General features: G+C 62.7%; 14 protein-coding genes. 4 read left to right on the forward strand and 10 right to left on the reverse strand.

Translation table 11 applies throughout. The annotated features are described in order from the left end of the window. On the reverse strand, nucleotides 1-553 hold a 553-nt coding region (locus tag AB5I84_RS00005; RefSeq protein WP_369453771.1), incomplete at its 3' end, for an AraC family transcriptional regulator ligand-binding domain-containing protein. Between the two features lie 122 nt (nucleotides 554-675). Between AB5I84_RS00005 and AB5I84_RS00010 the strand changes: the two genes are divergently transcribed. Then, nucleotides 676-2,241, forward strand: coding sequence for a fatty acyl-CoA synthetase (locus AB5I84_RS00010; protein ID WP_369453772.1), 1,566 nt, complete (start codon nucleotides 676-678; stop codon nucleotides 2,239-2,241). A gap of 204 nt (nucleotides 2,242-2,445) precedes the next feature. On the opposite strand, the gene ftsX is transcribed toward AB5I84_RS00010, so the two are convergent. Genes ftsX through ftsY form a run of 3 tightly spaced genes read right to left on the reverse strand, consistent with a single transcriptional unit; the run spans nucleotide 2,446 to nucleotide 5,383 of the window. Continuing rightward, nucleotides 2,446-3,441, reverse strand: a complete 996-nt coding sequence (gene ftsX, locus AB5I84_RS00015; RefSeq protein ID WP_369453773.1) for a permease-like cell division protein FtsX — start codon at nucleotides 3,439-3,441, stop codon at nucleotides 2,446-2,448. Next, nucleotides 3,431-4,123: a cell division ATP-binding protein FtsE gene (gene ftsE / locus AB5I84_RS00020; RefSeq protein WP_369453774.1), complete on the reverse strand. Its 693-nt coding sequence runs from the start codon at nucleotides 4,121-4,123 to the stop codon at nucleotides 3,431-3,433. The genes ftsX and ftsE overlap by 11 nt, the downstream gene beginning before the upstream one ends. 9 nt (nucleotides 4,124-4,132) lie before the next feature. Next, complete coding sequence (ftsY, locus tag AB5I84_RS00025; RefSeq protein WP_369453775.1) at nucleotides 4,133-5,383, reverse strand: signal recognition particle-docking protein FtsY; 1,251 nt, start codon at nucleotides 5,381-5,383, stop codon at nucleotides 4,133-4,135. A 129-nt stretch (nucleotides 5,384-5,512) separates the two neighbouring features. Here ftsY and AB5I84_RS00030 point away from each other — a divergent pair, with 129 nt between their 5' ends. The 3 genes from AB5I84_RS00030 to rsmD are packed head-to-tail and all read left to right on the forward strand — an operon-like array spanning nucleotide 5,513 to nucleotide 8,846. Beyond that, complete coding sequence (locus AB5I84_RS00030) at nucleotides 5,513-6,850, forward strand: M16 family metallopeptidase (RefSeq protein WP_369453776.1); 1,338 nt, start codon at nucleotides 5,513-5,515, stop codon at nucleotides 6,848-6,850. Next, nucleotides 6,847-8,283: a M16 family metallopeptidase gene (locus tag AB5I84_RS00035; protein ID WP_369453777.1), complete on the forward strand. Its 1,437-nt coding sequence runs from the start codon at nucleotides 6,847-6,849 to the stop codon at nucleotides 8,281-8,283. The genes AB5I84_RS00030 and AB5I84_RS00035 overlap by 4 nt, the downstream gene beginning before the upstream one ends. After that, nucleotides 8,280-8,846, forward strand: coding sequence for a 16S rRNA (guanine(966)-N(2))-methyltransferase RsmD (gene rsmD / locus AB5I84_RS00040; RefSeq protein WP_369453778.1), 567 nt, complete (start codon nucleotides 8,280-8,282; stop codon nucleotides 8,844-8,846). The genes AB5I84_RS00035 and rsmD overlap by 4 nt, the downstream gene beginning before the upstream one ends. Before the next feature lie 46 nt (nucleotides 8,847-8,892). Here rsmD and AB5I84_RS00045 read toward each other — a convergent pair whose 3' ends face one another. From AB5I84_RS00045 to AB5I84_RS00070, 6 genes are all read right to left on the reverse strand, one after another. After that, nucleotides 8,893-9,681, reverse strand: coding sequence for a hypothetical protein (locus tag AB5I84_RS00045; RefSeq protein ID WP_369453779.1), 789 nt, complete (start codon nucleotides 9,679-9,681; stop codon nucleotides 8,893-8,895). Between the two features lie 132 nt (nucleotides 9,682-9,813). Further along, nucleotides 9,814-11,313, reverse strand: a complete 1,500-nt coding sequence (locus AB5I84_RS00050; RefSeq protein WP_369453780.1) for a sugar ABC transporter ATP-binding protein — start codon at nucleotides 11,311-11,313, stop codon at nucleotides 9,814-9,816. Next, on the reverse strand, nucleotides 11,310-12,425 hold the full coding sequence (locus tag AB5I84_RS00055) for an SMP-30/gluconolactonase/LRE family protein (RefSeq protein WP_369453781.1): 1,116 nt from the start codon (nucleotides 12,423-12,425) through the stop codon (nucleotides 11,310-11,312). The genes AB5I84_RS00050 and AB5I84_RS00055 overlap by 4 nt, the downstream gene beginning before the upstream one ends. Next, nucleotides 12,422-14,545: an ABC transporter permease gene (locus AB5I84_RS00060; protein WP_369453782.1), complete on the reverse strand. Its 2,124-nt coding sequence runs from the start codon at nucleotides 14,543-14,545 to the stop codon at nucleotides 12,422-12,424. The genes AB5I84_RS00055 and AB5I84_RS00060 overlap by 4 nt, the downstream gene beginning before the upstream one ends. Before the next feature lie 61 nt (nucleotides 14,546-14,606). Beyond that, entirely contained in the window at nucleotides 14,607-15,593 is a 987-nt protein-coding gene (locus AB5I84_RS00065) for a sugar ABC transporter substrate-binding protein (protein ID WP_369453783.1), read from the reverse strand. Nucleotides 15,594-15,634: 41 nt separating this feature from the next. Beyond that, nucleotides 15,635-16,648 (reverse strand): ABC transporter permease, encoded by a 1,014-nt coding sequence (locus AB5I84_RS00070; protein WP_369453784.1) that lies wholly within the window; start codon nucleotides 16,646-16,648, stop codon nucleotides 15,635-15,637. Nucleotides 16,649-16,660: the final 12 nt, after the last annotated feature.

Here is a 16,660-nt window from a genome sequence, read left to right on the forward strand (position 1 = left end):
CCGGCTGTGGGTAATCGAAGCTGGTACGGCTGTAAGGCAGCGGCTGCCCCACCAGCCAGCTGGCGCTGCGTTGCACCAGCAACAACAGGAACTCCTGCAGCAAATGCTCACGGTCGCGGCCACGGTGATCCAGGTGCAGACGGAACATCCAGTCTTCGTCGTCACTGCCGGTGGGCACCAGCGCCACCGTTAGCTGCGGTTGCAGCACGCTGTAGAACCGCGCGCAGCGGCGCAGGAAGCCGCCCAAGGTGTCGGCCCGAGCGGCAAACTCGATCATCAGCGCGAAGGTGCCGCGCCGGCAGGGCGCCGTGCCCAGCCCCATGAACTCATCATCGGTAAGCGCCCACAAACCCTGGATCAGCTGTGTCAGCTCCATCGGTGTCAATCGCGCCGGCGCAGCACCCTCCAGTGCCCAAGACTGCGGCAACCCGGCAGCAGCCAGCAGCGCCGCCGCACTGTGGCCGGCGCGCTGGGCGGCAGCAAGGCAAACGGCGAGGTAATAGTGGGCGACGTAGCGCTTCTGGGTGGTCATCGGCAGATTCGAAATGGCCATTTGGATCAAGGCTTTCGACCTTCCCAGTCATTCCGATCAAAGTCAACGCGGCCTTAAATGGGGTCACGTCACCGACAAAGCGCCACCCGACGGCGCCATTACAACAACAGACAGGACGCCCCATGACCGCACCGATGCTGGATGACCAGGTGGCCCGTGCCACCCGCAACACCCTCGGCGATGCCCTAGCGCGCGCCGCCGCCCACCACGGCACCCGCGATGCGCTGCTATTCCGTGACCGGCATTGGTCGTTCGTTGATCTGGACCGTGCCGCCAGTCATTTGGCCCACCACCTGCTTGGATTGGGCCTGCAACCGGGCGACCGCGTCGCCGCCTACGGCAAGAACTCCGATGTTTATCTGATGCTGTGGCTGGCCTGCACCCGCGCCGGGCTGATCCATGTCCCACTTAACTTCTCGCTGGTTGAGCGCGAGTTGGTGTATGCACTGAACCAATCCGGCGCCCGCGCGCTGCTGTTCGATCCGGCGCTGGCCGACGCGGTCACGGCAGTGATCGCGCAGACACCGGTGGCGCACAGCGCACCACTGCAGCCAATGCCGGGTCGTAGCGATGACTTGCTCACGGTGGTGAAAGCCGCGCCGGCCGATGTGCAGCCACCGGCGCTGGAGCAGGCCGACACCGATGTGGTGCAGATCCTCTACACCTCCGGCACCACCTCCGACCCCAAGGGCGCGATGCACACTCACCGCTCGCTGCTCACCGAATATGCCAGCTGCCAGATCCACCTCGATATCCGCAGCAGCGATCGGGCGCTGGCAGCATTGCCGCTGTACCACTCGGCACAGATGCATGTGTTTACGCTGCCGACACTGCTGGCCGGCGGCACCACTTGGTTGGTGGACGATCCCAGCCCGGCCAACCTGATCGCGCTGCTGCGTGACCACCGTCTGAATGCGTTCTTCGCACCACCAACGGTGTGGATTGCCCTGCTGCGCCACGCCGACTTCGACCCGGCAGGCCTGTCCGCGCTGACCAAGCTGTATTACGGCGCGTCCATCATGCCGGAGCCGATTGTGCATGAACTGGCCGCCAAACTGCCGGCTGCGGGCCTCTACAACTGCTACGGCCAAAGCGAGATCGCGCCGCTGGCCACGGTGTTGCGCCCCGAAGATCACACCACTCGGCCGGCTTCCGCCGGACGCCCGATCCAATCGGTGGTGACCCGCATCCTGCACCCGGACACCGGCGCCGACTGCGCGCCCGGCGAACACGGCGAGATCGTGCACCGCTCACCGCAACTGATGGTGGGTTACTGGCAGAATCCGGACGCCACCGCCAAGGCATTTAAAGACGGCTGGTTCCACTCCGGTGACCTCGGTTACCGCGACGAACAGGGCTTCCTGTTCATCGTTGACCGCATCAATGACGTCATCAATACCGGCGGCGTGTTGGTGGCCAGTCGGGATGTGGAAGAGGTGCTCTACAGCCACCCGCAAGTGGCCGAAGTGGCGGTGATCGGACTGCCAGATGAGCGCTGGGTGGAGGCGGTGTGCGCCGTGATCGTGGTGAAAGCCGGGCAGCAACTGTCAGAAACCGAGTTGGCCGACCACGCGCGCGCGGCGCTGGCTCACTTCAAAGTGCCCAAGCGCTGGTTCTTCGCCGAAGCGCTGCCGAAGAACACCGCCGGCAAAGTACTGAAGCGGGCGCTGCGCCAGCAGTATCAGTGACGGCGTGGCGGCCTTAGCCGGAGCCCCATCTACCCGCGCCCTCCACTTAGGGAGGGGCGGGTTTAATGATGCGGCACTGGGTGGCCGCTTGGCCGCGCACCGGGAGCGGCGGCTGCCGTTTTCAGCACAGCGGAGAGCAAAAATGATAGGCCGGCACCTTTAACACGCCGCGGCCGGCACCGTTGCCCGCAGCGCCGGCATGTCTTACAGCAAATGCGGATCAACATCCTGGATGTGGCGCGACACCGCTAGCCAGGCGCCGAGCAGGCCGAGCATGCCGGCGAACAGCGGCAGCATGAATAGGTTGGCCCAGCCCACGCCAAGCAGGTTGTATTCACTGTCGTACAGCTCGATCAACTGCTCTGCCGGCGAGCCGATCCACAGCAACGCGGCCTGCACCAGCACCACCGCCAGCACACCGCCAGCAAAGCCGAAGCAAAAGCCGGAATAGAGGAACGGCCGGCGCACGAATCCATCCGTGCCACCAACAATCTTCACCACCACGATCTCCTCGCGGCGATTCTCGATCGCCAGCCGGATGGTGTTCACCACCACCAGCATCACCGCCAGCGCCAGCGCCAGCGTGAGCACCGTAACAATGCGGGCAGCCAGCTCGATCATGGCGTGCAACCGCTTCACCCACTCCACATCCAGCTGCACCAGATCCACTTCTGGCAGCGCCTTGATCTGCGTCTGCAAGGTGGCCAGCGCTTCCGGCCGGGTGTCTTTGGGGAACACCAACAGCACCGGCGGCAAGGGGTTGTCCGGCAGTGCCTCCAGCACGTCACCGAAGCCGGATAGGGTTTTGTACTCGTCCAGCGCTTGCTGCGGCGTAATCACTTGCACCCGCTCAACGTCAGCCCGCTGACCGACTTTGGTCGCCAACTGGCGCTGGGCGGTTTCGTTGGTGGCTTTCTTGAGGAATACCGACAGGTGCGCTTGCCCATCCCAGCCGGCGGTGGCGGCGCGGGCGTTTTCCAGCAGCACGCTGATGCCAGTGGGCAGCGCCAGCGCAATGGCGATCACCAGCACCGTCATCAACGTGGAGATCGGCTGGTTGCGCATGCGGTTGACCGCGTCCAGCGCCGAGTCGCGATGGTGCAGGCGCCACGCCAACAAGCGATCACGCCAGGCACTGCGCGCCACACTGGCGCCCACGCGCGGCTTCGCTGCCGGCGCCGAACGGCTGTTACGCGCCATGGGCAGGCTCCTCGCGGTCGGCCACCAGCCGGCCATCGCGCAGCGACAGCAGGCGATGGTCATAGCGGTCGATCAATGACAGATCGTGGGTGGCGATCAGCACTGCCACGCCGACATTGGCGAAATCTTGGAACAGATCCATGATCTCTGCCGACAGCGCCGGATCGAGGTTACCGGTGGGTTCATCCGCCAGCAGCAGCGGCGGCTTGTTGACCACCGCGCGGGCGATGCCGATACGCTGCTGCTCACCGCCAGACAGCATCACCGGGTTGAGCTTCTCCTTGCTCAGCAGGCCCACCTTGTCCAGCGCCGCCCGTACCCGCTTGCCGATGTCGGCGCGCGGGAAGCCGGCGATCACCAGCGGCAACGCCACATTGTCGAACACGCTACGGTCGAACAGCAGCTGGTGGTTCTGGTGCACCATGCCGATCTTGCGGCGAATGTAAGGAATGCCAGAGGTGCCGACGGTGGACAGCGGCACGCCGTCCACCAGCACCTCACCGGCGGTGGGGCGCTCGATCATCATGATCAGTTTCAGCAATGTGCTCTTGCCGGCCCCGGAGTGGCCGGTGAGGAAGGTCAGCTCACCCGCCGGCAGCGTCAACGACACCTGCCGCAGCGCATCGCGACCACCGCCACCGGGAATCGGATAGCGCTTGCTGACTCGATCCAGTTGGATCATGCGGCCCCCTTAGCCCCGGGTGACGTCCTCGAACAGTGCTTTGACGAACTCTTCGGCGTCGAACGGCCGCAGGTCTTCCAATTGCTCACCGACACCGATGAAGCGGATCGGCAGCCCAGTGCGCTTGGCCAACGCGAACAGGATGCCGCCTTTGGCGGTGCCATCAAGCTTGGTCAACACCAGCCCAGTGACGCCCACCGCCTGGCGGAATTCCAGCGCCTGGTTGACGGCGTTCTGACCGGTGCAGGCGTCCAACACCAGCAGCACTTCGTGGGGCGCATCCGGCACCAGCTTTTTCATCACCCGGGTGACTTTGGTCAGCTCGTCCATCAACCCGGTGCGGGTATGCAGTCGGCCCGCGGTGTCCGCCAACAGGATGTCGACGCCACGGCTCTGCGCCGCCTGCACGCCGTCGTAGACCACTGACGCGGAGTCGGCACCGGTGTGCTGGGCAATCACCGGGATCTGGTTACGCTCGCCCCACACCTGCAGCTGTTCTACCGCCGCCGCGCGGAAAGTGTCACCGGCGGCCAGCATCACTGACTTGCCTTCCATGCGGAAACGCTTGGCCAGCTTGCCGATGGTGGTGGTCTTGCCGACACCGTTGACGCCCACCATCAGAATCACGTGGGGGCGGTTGTCGGGATTGATTTCCAGCGGCTGGCTCACCGGCGCGATCAGCTTGCGCAGCTCGTCTTGCAGCGCTTCATACAGCGCATCGGCGTCCACCAGTTCTTTACGGCCGACCCGCTCGGTGAGCGCATTGATGATGGTGTCGGTGGCTTCCACCCCGACGTCCGCCACCAGCAGTTGGGTTTCGATGTCTTCGAAAATTTCGTCGTCGATTTCTTTGGCGCCCACCAGCAGGTCGGCGAGGCCCTTGCCGAACGATTGGCGGGTTTTGCCGAGGCCCTGCTTCATGCGCGACCAGAAACCTTCGCGGGCCGGCTCATCGTCCGCAGCGACAGCGTCCGCCTCAGCAGCTGGTTCGATCGCTGGCTCGGCGGCAACCACCGGCGCGGGCATCACTGCCGGGGCTACCGGTTCTGCTGCGATCGGTGCAGCGGCACTATTGGCCGCCGCAGCATCGTCCGCAGGCGCATTGGACCCGGTTTCGGTCGGTGCCACGGTGCCATCAGCGTCCGTCTCCGCCGGCGCGTCGCCGCGGCGCTTGAACATGCGGGAGAAGAACCCGCCCTTGCCCTGCTCGGCGGCAGGGGCTTGATCATCCGGCTCAGGCCGGGAAACTTCATCAGTCATTGCAGGTCTTTCCGTTAGCCACGGCGGAGTGCTTCCGACGCCGGGCTATCCTATCATCCCGCTCCACCCATAGAAACGCGGCAGCGGCGGCTCTGCCGACCGCGCCCGCTGCGACCAAAAGGGGACGCCATGCGCCTGTTTCTGATGCTTTCACTGCTGTGTGCCACTGCTGCACAGGCGGCGACGGCGCCACCTCCGACCCACGATTTTACGCTCGACAACGGCCTGCGCGTGCTGGTGCGCGAAGACCACCGGGCGCCGGTGGTGACGGTGATGCTGTGGTACAAAGTCGGCAGCATTGACGAGCCGGCGGGGCGCACCGGCCTCAGCCACATGCTTGAGCACATGATGTTCAAGAACACGCGTCATCTGACGCCGGGCGACTACTCGGCATTGGTGTCACGCTTCGGCGGCCAGACCAACGCCTTCACCTCCTACGAGTACACCGGCTACTACCAGCAGTACGACGCCTCGCGGCTGCCGCTGGCACTGGAGCTGGAAGCCGAGCGCTTGGCGAACTTGGAAATCGATGCCGAGGAGTTTTCCCGCGAGGTGCAGGTGGTGCTCGAAGAACGCCGCCAGCGCACCGATGACAATCCCTCGGCGCTGGCCTGGGAGCGCTTCGCTGCCATCTTGCGTCCGGGCACCGGCTACGCCCATCCAGTGATCGGCTGGCAGCGCGACATCGAGCAATACACCCCGCAGCAGGCCATGGCGTGGTACCAAGAGTGGTACAGCCCGGCCAACGCGGTGCTGGTGATTGCCGGCGATGTAACGTTGGAACAGGCCCGCGCTCAAACCGAACGCTTCTTCGCCGCGTTGCCGGCGGATCCGGTGCCGGACCGCCCCACACCGCGCCAAGCACCGGCTGCCGGCGAACGCCGCCTGTCGCTGTCGCTGCCGGTACAAGTGCCATCGCTGTACATGGGCTGGAACGTACCGTCACTGGCCACCGCCGACAACGCCGCCGACTACTATGCACTGATGATGCTGGCCGGCGTGCTCGACGGCGGCTACAGCGCGCGCATCGAAAGCAACCTGGTGCGCGGCCGCCAGCTGGCCACCGGCGCCGGCGCCCAATACGGCGGACTGGCACGGGAGGACGGCGTGTTCATCATGACCGCCTCGCCGGCCCCCGGCGTATCGCTGGCAGCACTGGAAGCAGCACTGGAGCAGGAGCTCGATACCCTGCGCACCACCCCGCCCAGCGCCGAGGAGCTGAAACGGGTGCGGGCACAGATGCTGTCGTCATCAGTGTTCGAGCAAGACTCGGTGTTTGGCCAAGCCATGGAACTCGGCTACCTGACCATCATTGGCCAAGACTGGCGTTTGGCCGACCAACTTGATCAGCGCTTGGCCGATGTCACGCCGCAGCAGGTCAGCGATGCCGCTAAACGCTTCCTCACCCGTGACCGCCGTGCGGTGGCAGAAGTGCGCCCGCTCAATCAGGAGGGCACCCAGCCATGAGCCTCAATAAAATCCTGCGCCTAGTAATCATCGCCGCGGTGGCCGCTGGCTTGGTGTGGCTGATTATCAGCCGCCCGGAACAGCTGGCGCCGAGCGCCGCCGTAGCGCCATTCCCGCAGTCACTGCCGGAAGTGGAGGAGGCACCGCTCGGCCGTCGCCAGTTGGATATCCAGAGTTGGACCACGGCCGCCGGCAGCCGCGTGTTGTTCGTGCAAACCGAGCAAATCCCGATGCTTTACGCACGGCTGGTGTTCAACGCTGGCAGCGCCCGCGACGGCGATCATGCCGGCCTCGCCATGCTCACCAACGCCATGCTCGACCAGGGCGCCGATGGGCTCGATGTCGCGGCGCTGGCGCGCGGCTTCGAGGATCTCGGCGCGCGCCTCGGCAACAGCAGCCACCGCGACATGGCGCTGCTGACGCTGGCCACCCTCAGCGCGCCGGAGTTTCGCGATCCGGCGCTGGCCTTGCTGACCCGCATCCTCGCCCGGCCGGATTTCCCCGCTGGTGAGTTAGCGCGCATGAAAACCCAGCAGCTGCAGGCGCTGCAGCGCCAGAAACAGGTGCCCGGTCCGCAGTTGAGCGATGCCTACAACCGCGCCCTGTTCGGCGATCATCCCTACGGCATTCCGTCCAACGGCACCGAGCAAAGCCTACCGGGCATCGAGCCTGCACAACTGGCCGTGTTCTATCGCCAGTACTACACCGCCGGCAATGCCGTGATCGCGCTGGTGGGCGATCTGAGCAAGACCGACGCCAAACGCATTGCCGAGCAACTTAGCAGCGCCCTGCCAACCGGCGAGCGGGCTCCGGAACTGCCGCCGGCCGCCGCGCTGACCGAAGCCCGCCAGCAGCACATCGAGTTTCCGTCCACCCAGACTCATATCCTGCTCGGCAACCAGATGATTGACCGTCACCATCCGGATTACCCGGCGCTGTACGTGGGCAATAAGATCCTCGGCGGCGGTGACTTCAGCGCCATCCTGATGGACGAGGTACGCCAGAAACGTGGGCTGGTATACGGCATTTACTCCAGCATCAGCCCGATGGCCGCTGCCGGCCCGTTCACGGTGTCGCTGCAAACCGCCAACGCCAATGCCCACGACGCCCTAGTGCTGACCCGTCAGCTGATCGCCGACTTCGTCGCTAACGGCCCCAGCGAAGAACAACTGAAGCTAGCGCAAGACGACCTGGTTGGCAGCTACGCGCTGTCCACCGCCTCCAACAGCGATATCGTGGCGCAGCTGGGCGTGATCGGTTTTTACGACCTGCCACTGAGCTATATGGACGACTTCCAGCAAGCACTGCAGCAGGTCACAGCGGAGCAAGTGCGCGGGGCGTTTCGCCGACATCTGCACCCAGACACGCTGCTCACCGTCAGCATCGGCCCGCACGATCCTAATCAAGCGGCCGCCGAGGACAGCGCCCCATGAGCACCCAGCGTGGCACCGTGCGCATCATCGGCGGCGAATTCCGCGGCCGCCGACTGCAGTTTGTCGACCAGCGCGGCGACCTGCGCCCAAGCAGCGACCGGCTGCGCGAAACGCTGTTCAACTGGCTGCAGTTTTCACTGGCCGATCAGCGCGTGCTGGATCTGTTCGCCGGCTCCGGCGCACTGGGTGCCGAAGCGCTGTCGCGCGGCGCCGCCCATGCAGTGTTGGTGGAAAAAAAACGCGAACGTGCCGCCGATCTGTCACGGCAACTCAAACCGCTGTTCGGCGAGCGGGTGTTCATCCAGGCCGACGACGCGCTGCGCTGGCTGCACAGTGCCAGCCAGCACGGGCCTTTTGATCTGGCGTTTGTCGATCCGCCCTACGACCTCGGCCTCACCGAACCGGCCTGCGCCTTGCTGGAAGAGCACGGCCTGCTAACGGCGGATGCCCGCATCTACGTGGAAAGCCGCCGCCACGATCCGGCACCGCAGGTACCGGCCGGGTGGCGATTGCTGAAAGAAAAACTGACGGGGGATGTGCGGGCGCAGTTGTTTGAGCGCTGAGCAGCCCCAACAAAAAAGGGGCCACACGGCGGTGGCCCCAAGCGCGTCAGAAGTACAGTTTAGCCATCAGATAGGGTGACGTACGGCGGTAGTCGCCACCCTGCGGATCGTCATACTGGGCGTGTTCCAGTCGCACCCCCGCCTGCAACCGCCCCTGCCGCCATACATCAAACAACAGATCGGCTTGCGCCATCACGCTGGTACCGAAATTGTCGGTCGACTTCACCAACACCAAACCATCGAAATGAGCGCCTACTTGGCCCAGCTTGAACGGTGCCAGCCAGACAATACGGGTCATCCATTCAGTACCGTCATCGACGTTGGTTTTGCGCGCCATGAAATCAATTTCGAAGAACTCCACACCTGGAATGGCCAAGTCCAATGACACCCCGGCGTTGTCGGCATAGAAGCTGCCGTAGCTGGCCTGCTCACGGCGGTAGGTGAAATAAGCGTTGCGCATGAAGCCGGTGCCATCAGCAATGTTCTTCAACCCCGGCAGGAACAACCGCGGCTGGTAAACAAAGAAACTCTGCTGTTTGGCGCCGCCACCGAAGGAGCCTGCTCCAGCGCCGCCCACATCAGCGCCGTGGTAGATATCCATGCTGAAATAGTTGTCGCCGTATTCCCAACCACCGAAATGCTCGGCACGGAATACTGTCAGGTCTTCGTCTACCGTACCGGTACCATTGAGGGCATCGGCTTTTGCCTTGTTGGTAGCGAACAATTGGATGTTGGTACTGGAGAACGTTTCGGCATGAGCGATACCGCCCCACATCAGTGCCAAGCTGCCTGCCAGCGCCGTGAACGCATAGCCGAACCGTTTGTAGTTGATCATGTGAAAGGTCCTTTTTGTTGTTAGTGATTGTTGTGGAACCTGGAACCCGGCCGGCGTGCACCTTTTTTAGGCACAGCGAGGCCCGTTGCGGGGTGCAGCCGCGCCCCGCAGTGGTGTTTCAGCAGTAGGAAATCAGTGCACGGCGGCGTACATGATCTTTTCTTCGGTGGCGTCGGCGGGTCGGAACTCTTCCACCACCCGCCCTTGCCGGGTGACCAAAATGCGGTCTGACAACGACATAATTTCCGGCAAGTTGGAAGAAATCACCCACACCACCAGACCGTCATCGGCCAGTTGGTTAATCAGTTGATGGATTTCAGCGATGGCGCCCACGTCCACACCTCGGGTCGGCTCATCGAAAATGATTACGCGTGGTTTTTGCACCAGTGATTTGGCAATCACCACTTTCTGCTGGTTGCCGCCAGACAACTCGATCACCCGTGCATCACCGCTGATGGCACGCACATTCAGCGCTTTACGCCAGTGCTCTGCCACCGCAGTGATTTCGCGATAGGTAATCACCTTTGGCGTCGGCTGGCGCGATGCCAGCTTGCCGGCAAAGATATTTTCCGAGATCGACAGGGTTTCAAAAAAGCCTTCCAGCTTGCGATCTTCGGTGACATACATGATGCCGTCCTGCACCGCCGGTTGCGGTGTGCGGTAGCGCACCGGCCGACCATCGAGGAATACTTCACCGCCATGCAAGAAGTCGCGTTTGAGCACCCCAGCGATCACCTTTGCAGTCTCGGTGCGCCCCGAGCCGACCAGCCCGAACATGCCGGTGATTTGGCCCTCGTACAGCGAGAAGGCGGTATTTTTCACCATGCTGCCCATCGACAGGTTTTGGATACTGAGCGCCTTGCGACCTGCCGGGCGCGCGGTGCGGTGACCACCGATGCCGTTGTACAGCTCGCCGGATAGATCACGTCCGACCATCGCTTTGATCACCGCATCCTGATCCAGCTCGGACACCGGGGCGGTCAGCACATGCTGTCCGTCGCGCAGCACTGTAATGCGATCGGAAATCGCCAGTGCTTCTTCCAGTGCATGGGAAATGAACACGATCGCCACGCCTTGCTTCTTCAGCCGCTCCACCAAACCGAAGAAGTGGTGCTTTTCTTCCGGGGTCAGCGTTGCCGTCGGCTCATCAAAGATGATCAGCTTGGCGCGGTGTTGCAGTGCCCGAGCGATTTCCACCATTTGCCGCTCGGCCGCCCCGAGCTGGGACACCAATTTGGTCGGTTCAACGTTGAAGTTGAGGCTCTGCAGGAATTGCTGCGCCGAGATGTACAACCCACGCAACCGGTTAAAGAACGGCTCGCGACCGAGGTACAGGTTTTGCGCCACCGTCAGCGATGGCACTAGGCTGGTTTCCTGAAACACCATGGCAAAGCCATTGCGCAGCGCTTCGTTCGGGGTTTGGAAACGCGTTTCCTTGCCCTCCACCAAAATGCTGCCAGCGCTCGGTACCACCGCCCCGGCCATCATTTTGGTCAGCGTCGATTTTCCAGCGCCGTTTTCACCCAACAAAGACAATGTTTCGCCGGGGTAGATACTCAGGCTGACATCGCGGATGGCCGGCACGCCGCGATACTCCTTGGTGATGTTGCGCAGTTCGATCAAGGGTTTCATGCCCACTCCCCTCCGTCACCGGCCGTCAGGGACAGCAAACAACGCCCGCCCTGACTGGCCACCCACAATTGTTGTTGGTGTTCGAGCACGCTGGTGACGCCATGGCGGCGTCCGTCTGCACGGCTGTGAAGACTGAACAGCGGGTTGAACTGCGCATCCAGTCGCACCACCAATCCATAAGAGCGGGTCGGCGCCCACGGTTTGAGCACGCCCATTGATTTGATGGCGCCACCCTGCAACGGCTCACGGAAGTCAGAGCCGCTCTCCAGTGCCGGCGCCACCCAAAACGGTTCCGCGATTTCAGCCATCATGCGTGCCCGGTAACCGGCCTCGCGCAGCACAAATTCCACCAACTGGCTGCGCGGTGCGAACAATGGCAACCAGTAACCACCGCCAGCAGCAGGCACTAGCCGTCCGGGATATGCCGGCAATTCGGACAACACCGGCTGCGGCGCGCGGCGTGCCGCGCCATCCAGCGGGATGGTGCACAGCCGATGCGACCAGCTTTCGGAAACCACCACCTGACCGTCTGCGGTCAGTGCCGCACCACCAGCCCAGCCCAACCCGGACGCCAGCAACTGCGCCCGCCCGGCTGCCAGGTCTAGCCGCCAGACCCGACCTGAGCGCTCACGCGACATCAGGTCGCGTTTCCATTCATGGGCAAGGTGATGGCTGGATCCTTCGGTGAGTACCAGTGTGTGGCTGTCCACCGCCACCATGGCCGTGGGGCAGAAGCCGTCAAAGCCAGCCAGCCCCTGCAGTCGTTCAGCTCCGGCGCCGGTGACGCGGTGCAAACTGCCGTCCACCAGTGCCGCCAGCAACGGGCCATCCGGCAAACTGACCAGCGCAGCCACGGCAGCATCAAACTCCACTTGCGGCTGCAGTCCGGTGTCCGCCTGCCAGGCCCACAACCGGTGGCCCGCCGAGCACAGCAGTCTGCCCTCATGCATGACCAAGTTGTCGATCTGTGGCAGCTCCGCCACCTTGCGTGCCTGCTCCAGCACGTTATTGGGCAACAAGGCGCCGTCCATTGGAGGCAGTGTTACCGCCGCCTCGCCACGTCCCAGCAATCGGTCGCTGTTGCGGCGCCAGAAATCGATGACCGCTTTCATTGGCCTGCTCCCCAGTAGCTGTCCATCCCGGTCCAGTTCGGATCGGCGCCTTCCACTTTGAACTTACCAATGCGGTTATTGAGCAAGCCGCCGAGGTAAAGGAAGCCTTTGTGTTCGCGCATCGAGGTGATCATCGGATGATTTTCGCCGCCCAGATCCCACAGCGTGTCCACCACATCACCGCGCTCGGTGAACTTGATGACACAGCCGGTGTTGATGTTCGGGAAGATCAGTTCCTGCGGGGAAATACGACGCGCCATGCGGCGGCGGAAGCTCGGCATCCGCAGCGCCAAGTCCATCGACGGCGTGCGCATACCCACCAGCGCCAACCAGTAACTGCCATCGGAGGCGCGGTTGATGTTGTCCGGGTAACCCGGCAGATCACTGATGACCACCTCGGTGCTACCCGCCTTCGGCCCGGCAAACCAGTAACGGCTAATGCGGCAGGCCCAGGTTTCTGCGAAGAAGAACGACTCGCCGTCGTGGGCCATGCAGATGCCGTTGGGGAAGATCAGATTGCGCAATACTGTGCGGGTACGGCCGCTGGCCGGGTCATAGCAGATGATGCGCCCGTTGCCGCGACTTTCCAGTGCGTCATAAGCCCAGTTGGACATGCCGTAGCGGATGGTGGCTTCGCTGAAGAACACGCGACCATCCGGCGCCACATCAAGGTCATCGGCCAACTTCAGGCGCGAGTCATCAATCACCGACCACGGCGTCCGGTTGGTTTCGTCGGTCATTTTCACCACGTCGCCAGCCGGCGTGACGTGGTACAGGCCCATGCCCGCCACACACACCAGCAAGTTGCCGTCACGGTCGAACGCCAGCCCGAGCGGATGGCCACCGGTGTGAGCAAACAACTCCGATTGCTGATAATCCGGCGCCCGGAAGCGGACAATGTCGCCAAAACGGGTGCCGGTATAAAGATGGCCATCCCGATCGAAAATCACATCTTCAGGGCCTTCCACTTCGCCAAGTCCGATCAACTCCACTTGGCGCAGTTTGTCGTTCTGGGCATAGGGAGAAGCGGAGCCAGCATCGGTATCCGGGCACGGCGGCAGCGCCAGGTACGCCGGTGACACATACACCTTGGCCAGCAGCTTGTAGCGGTTCTTCAGCCAGCGCACGTCAATGGCAATGGCCAGCAGCAAGATCAGGCCGAGCGCCAAGGGCGCAGCGCCACTCTGGAAGCCGAGTCGCACCAAACCATTGGTGATCAGCAACACGATCACCGCCCCCATGAACGCTTTGGCGGCTGACCCCCGGCCGCCACCAAGGCTGTTACCGCCGACCACGGCCGCCGTCAGCGCCATGATTTCCAGGCCGATGCCGGTATCAGAGCCCGCGCTGTTCAGTCGCGCAGCAAATAGCGCGCCAGCAATACCGCACAAGGCACCAGAGATCACATAGCTGATGCACACCATGCGTCGCACTGGAATACCGACGTTGTAAGCCGACTTACGCGAGCCGCCGATCGCCATGATGTGCCAGCCCGGCCGGGTGCGGCTGAGGAACAAATGCACCACCACCACCAGCACCAGCGCTAGCAAGAAACTGAACGGAATCGAAAATGGCGCGCCAATGCCGATGTAATCCCATACCATCGAGTCCGGCATCGCCATGGAAATATCCACGGCATAGCGCAGCAGCAGCATGTCCACCAAGGCACGCACGATAATCAGCGTTACCAGCGTGGTGATGAACGCGCGCAGACGCAGATAACCGATCAGCACACCATTGAGCAGGCCGACACTGGCGCACACCAGAATCACCAATGGCACCGCCATCCACACCGGCATGCCGACTAGGTTCATCAAGTACAGTGCCGTGAAGTTGCCCAGCGCATAGTTGGAACCGACGCTCAGGTCGATACCGCCGCCCACCATGACAATCACCATGGCCAGCACAATGAACAAAAACTCACCCAACTGGCGGGTGGTGTCGCTGACGTTCACCAGCGAAAAGAAATCCGGGATCAGCTGGCCAAATACCGCCAGCGTGGCGATCAGGGCCAGGAACGGCACGGTGTTGTCGATCCAGTTCTTCGACAGGATCTCCCCCACCACGTGATCCGGAATGTAGCGATTGCGCCACCGGGTCAATGTGTCTTGCACCGACATCCTGCTCTTCTCCGTTCAGAGCCGCCGCTCCGCACCTGGCGGGCGGCGGATTGCGTCATTGTTATTTGTAGTCGCTGAGCGCCCAGCAGGAGTCATCCGCCAAGTTGTCGGCGGTGATCACACGCACGGCGGTGGTGCGATCGAGTTGCTCGCCACCGGGCTTGATGCCTTCAGTGATGATCTTGCGCACCACCTCGGCGATGGCGGTGGACTGCTCACGCACGCTGTAGGTCATGTATTGGTCGAAGGTGCCATTAGCAATGTTGTCGCAGGCTGCCGTTTTTTCGGCGCCACCGTTGGTAATCAGATGCACTTTCTGGTCGCCGCGATGACGGCGGATGGCGGCGGCAGAACCCACCGCCTGGCCATCCCAGAAATCAATCACCGCACACAGATCGCCATGTTGTTTGGCGACGGTGTCGGTAATCGCACGCGCTTGGGACGGGTCCCAGTTAGCGGCCTGGCTGGAGACCACTTGGATATCCTTGCGACCCTTGAGCACTGCGTTGATGCCTTCCATTTGGAACACGCTGGAAGCAGAGGTCAGCGGGCCTTGTACCAAGCTGACTTTGCCGGATCGGCCACTGTCCTCGCCGCAATATTCCACCGCCGCATTGGCCATGGCACGACCAATGCCGACCCAATCTGCGCCAACAAACGCGGTGGTCTGGACGCTGGAGCGCATGTTGATTTGCAGCACCGGAATACCGGCATCTTCGGCCCGCTTGAGCAAGCGGGAATAGGACTGCACGTCCGGGTTTTGCACCATCAGCACATCCGGCTTCTGGGCAATCAGAGACACCAAGGCTTGGGCGCCGGTAGCAGTGCTCCAGTTCGGGTCGCGCACGGTGATATTGAGCCCTTCTGCACCCAGCTCCTTGCGCAGCATGTTGTACCAGCCGTCGGTGAGATCGTAGCCAAGCGACGTCGGCACGAAGGCCAGTGTCTTGCCAGCCAGCGGCGACTGCTGCTCCGCTTCGGCAATGCCCGCCGCAGACACCAGTGCCAACGACGTCACCATTACTTTGAGCACGTTATTGTTTTTCATTTTCTCTCTCCGTCATGGACAACCGGGAGCATGGGCCCGGATCAGATATCGCCTTGCTGGGCGGTCTGCTCGTCACGTGGGTTGATGAAGCTGTCAAAGATCAGCGCGGCCAGTAGGATCGCGCCTTTGATGAAGTTCTGGACGGTGTACTCGATGTTCATGATGGTCATGCCGTTCAGCAAAATGCCGATCAGCAAAGTGCCAACGATGACGTTGCGGACGCCGCCCTTGCCGCCGCTGAGACCGATACCGCCTAGCACCACCACCAAGATCACGTCATAGATCATGGTCGAGTTGACGATGCGGGTGTTCATCGAGTCCACCGAGGCGGCGGTAACCAAGCCAGCCACAAAGCCGATTAGCGAGGTGATGGCGTACTGCATCACCAGCATCGGCCGGGTCGGCACGCCAGTGATGCGGGCGGCGGCGTAGTTGTCACCCATCAGGTAGGTGTAGCGGCCAAAGCGGGTGTACTTGAGCACGCCGGTTGCCAGCAGCGCGAACAGCAGGAAGACGATCACCGGTGCCGGAATCCCCAGCACTTCGGCCTGGCCGAGGGCACCGAACCAACCGGCATCGGCGGGCATGTACACCACATCCGCCGGGATCAGCGCGATGCGGCCGAAGCCGTACACCAGCGTGCCCATCGCCAAGGTACAGAACAGCGCCGGAATTTCCGCATAGGCAATCAACCAGCCATTGATGACGCCGATGGCCAGCGCCATCAAACCGCCATACAGCAATGCCATTTCAATACTGGTGCCGGTGCGGATCAGCGTCAGAGACCAAGCAACCGAGATTGCCATGGTGGCAATCAGCGACAGGTCGATGCCGCGCCCAATCACCACCAGTGCCATGGCCAGCCCCAACACACCGAGCACCGACACGTTGTAAAGCAGCCCCATCAAGTTATCGATGGAAGCAAAGTCCTTCAGGGTGAAGCTGAATACCGCGAACAGCGCCACCGCCAGTGCGAAGACGATTTTTTCCTGGGTCATGGACAGGCCTGCCAGTGGCAAGCGGGCGATCCAGGACGAGGGCGTTTTATCAGTCATTGTTATCCTCAT

Origin of the sequence: Alcanivorax sp. REN37 (assembly GCF_041102775.1) — a bacterium.
GTDB lineage: Bacteria > Pseudomonadota > Gammaproteobacteria > Pseudomonadales > Alcanivoracaceae > Isoalcanivorax > Isoalcanivorax beigongshangi.

What these genes read in the sequence shown, in the direction of transcription:
- AB5I84_RS00010 (WP_369453772.1), top strand. Translation starts at nt 676, where the DNA reads ATGACCGCACCGATGCTGGATGACCAGGTGGCCCGTGCCACCCGCAAC.
- ftsX (WP_369453773.1), bottom strand. Translation starts at nt 3,441, where the DNA reads ATGGCGCGTAACAGCCGTTCGGCGCCGGCAGCGAAGCCGCGCGTGGGC.
- ftsE (WP_369453774.1), bottom strand. Translation starts at nt 4,123, where the DNA reads ATGATCCAACTGGATCGAGTCAGCAAGCGCTATCCGATTCCCGGTGGC.
- ftsY (WP_369453775.1), bottom strand. Translation starts at nt 5,383, where the DNA reads ATGACTGATGAAGTTTCCCGGCCTGAGCCGGATGATCAAGCCCCTGCC.
- AB5I84_RS00030 (WP_369453776.1), top strand. Translation starts at nt 5,513, where the DNA reads ATGCGCCTGTTTCTGATGCTTTCACTGCTGTGTGCCACTGCTGCACAG.
- AB5I84_RS00035 (WP_369453777.1), top strand. Translation starts at nt 6,847, where the DNA reads ATGAGCCTCAATAAAATCCTGCGCCTAGTAATCATCGCCGCGGTGGCC.
- rsmD (WP_369453778.1), top strand. Translation starts at nt 8,280, where the DNA reads ATGAGCACCCAGCGTGGCACCGTGCGCATCATCGGCGGCGAATTCCGC.
- AB5I84_RS00045 (WP_369453779.1), bottom strand. Translation starts at nt 9,681, where the DNA reads ATGATCAACTACAAACGGTTCGGCTATGCGTTCACGGCGCTGGCAGGC.
- AB5I84_RS00050 (WP_369453780.1), bottom strand. Translation starts at nt 11,313, where the DNA reads ATGAAACCCTTGATCGAACTGCGCAACATCACCAAGGAGTATCGCGGC.
- AB5I84_RS00055 (WP_369453781.1), bottom strand. Translation starts at nt 12,425, where the DNA reads ATGAAAGCGGTCATCGATTTCTGGCGCCGCAACAGCGACCGATTGCTG.
- AB5I84_RS00060 (WP_369453782.1), bottom strand. Translation starts at nt 14,545, where the DNA reads ATGTCGGTGCAAGACACATTGACCCGGTGGCGCAATCGCTACATTCCG.
- AB5I84_RS00065 (WP_369453783.1), bottom strand. Translation starts at nt 15,593, where the DNA reads ATGAAAAACAATAACGTGCTCAAAGTAATGGTGACGTCGTTGGCACTG.
- AB5I84_RS00070 (WP_369453784.1), bottom strand. Translation starts at nt 16,648, where the DNA reads ATGACTGATAAAACGCCCTCGTCCTGGATCGCCCGCTTGCCACTGGCA.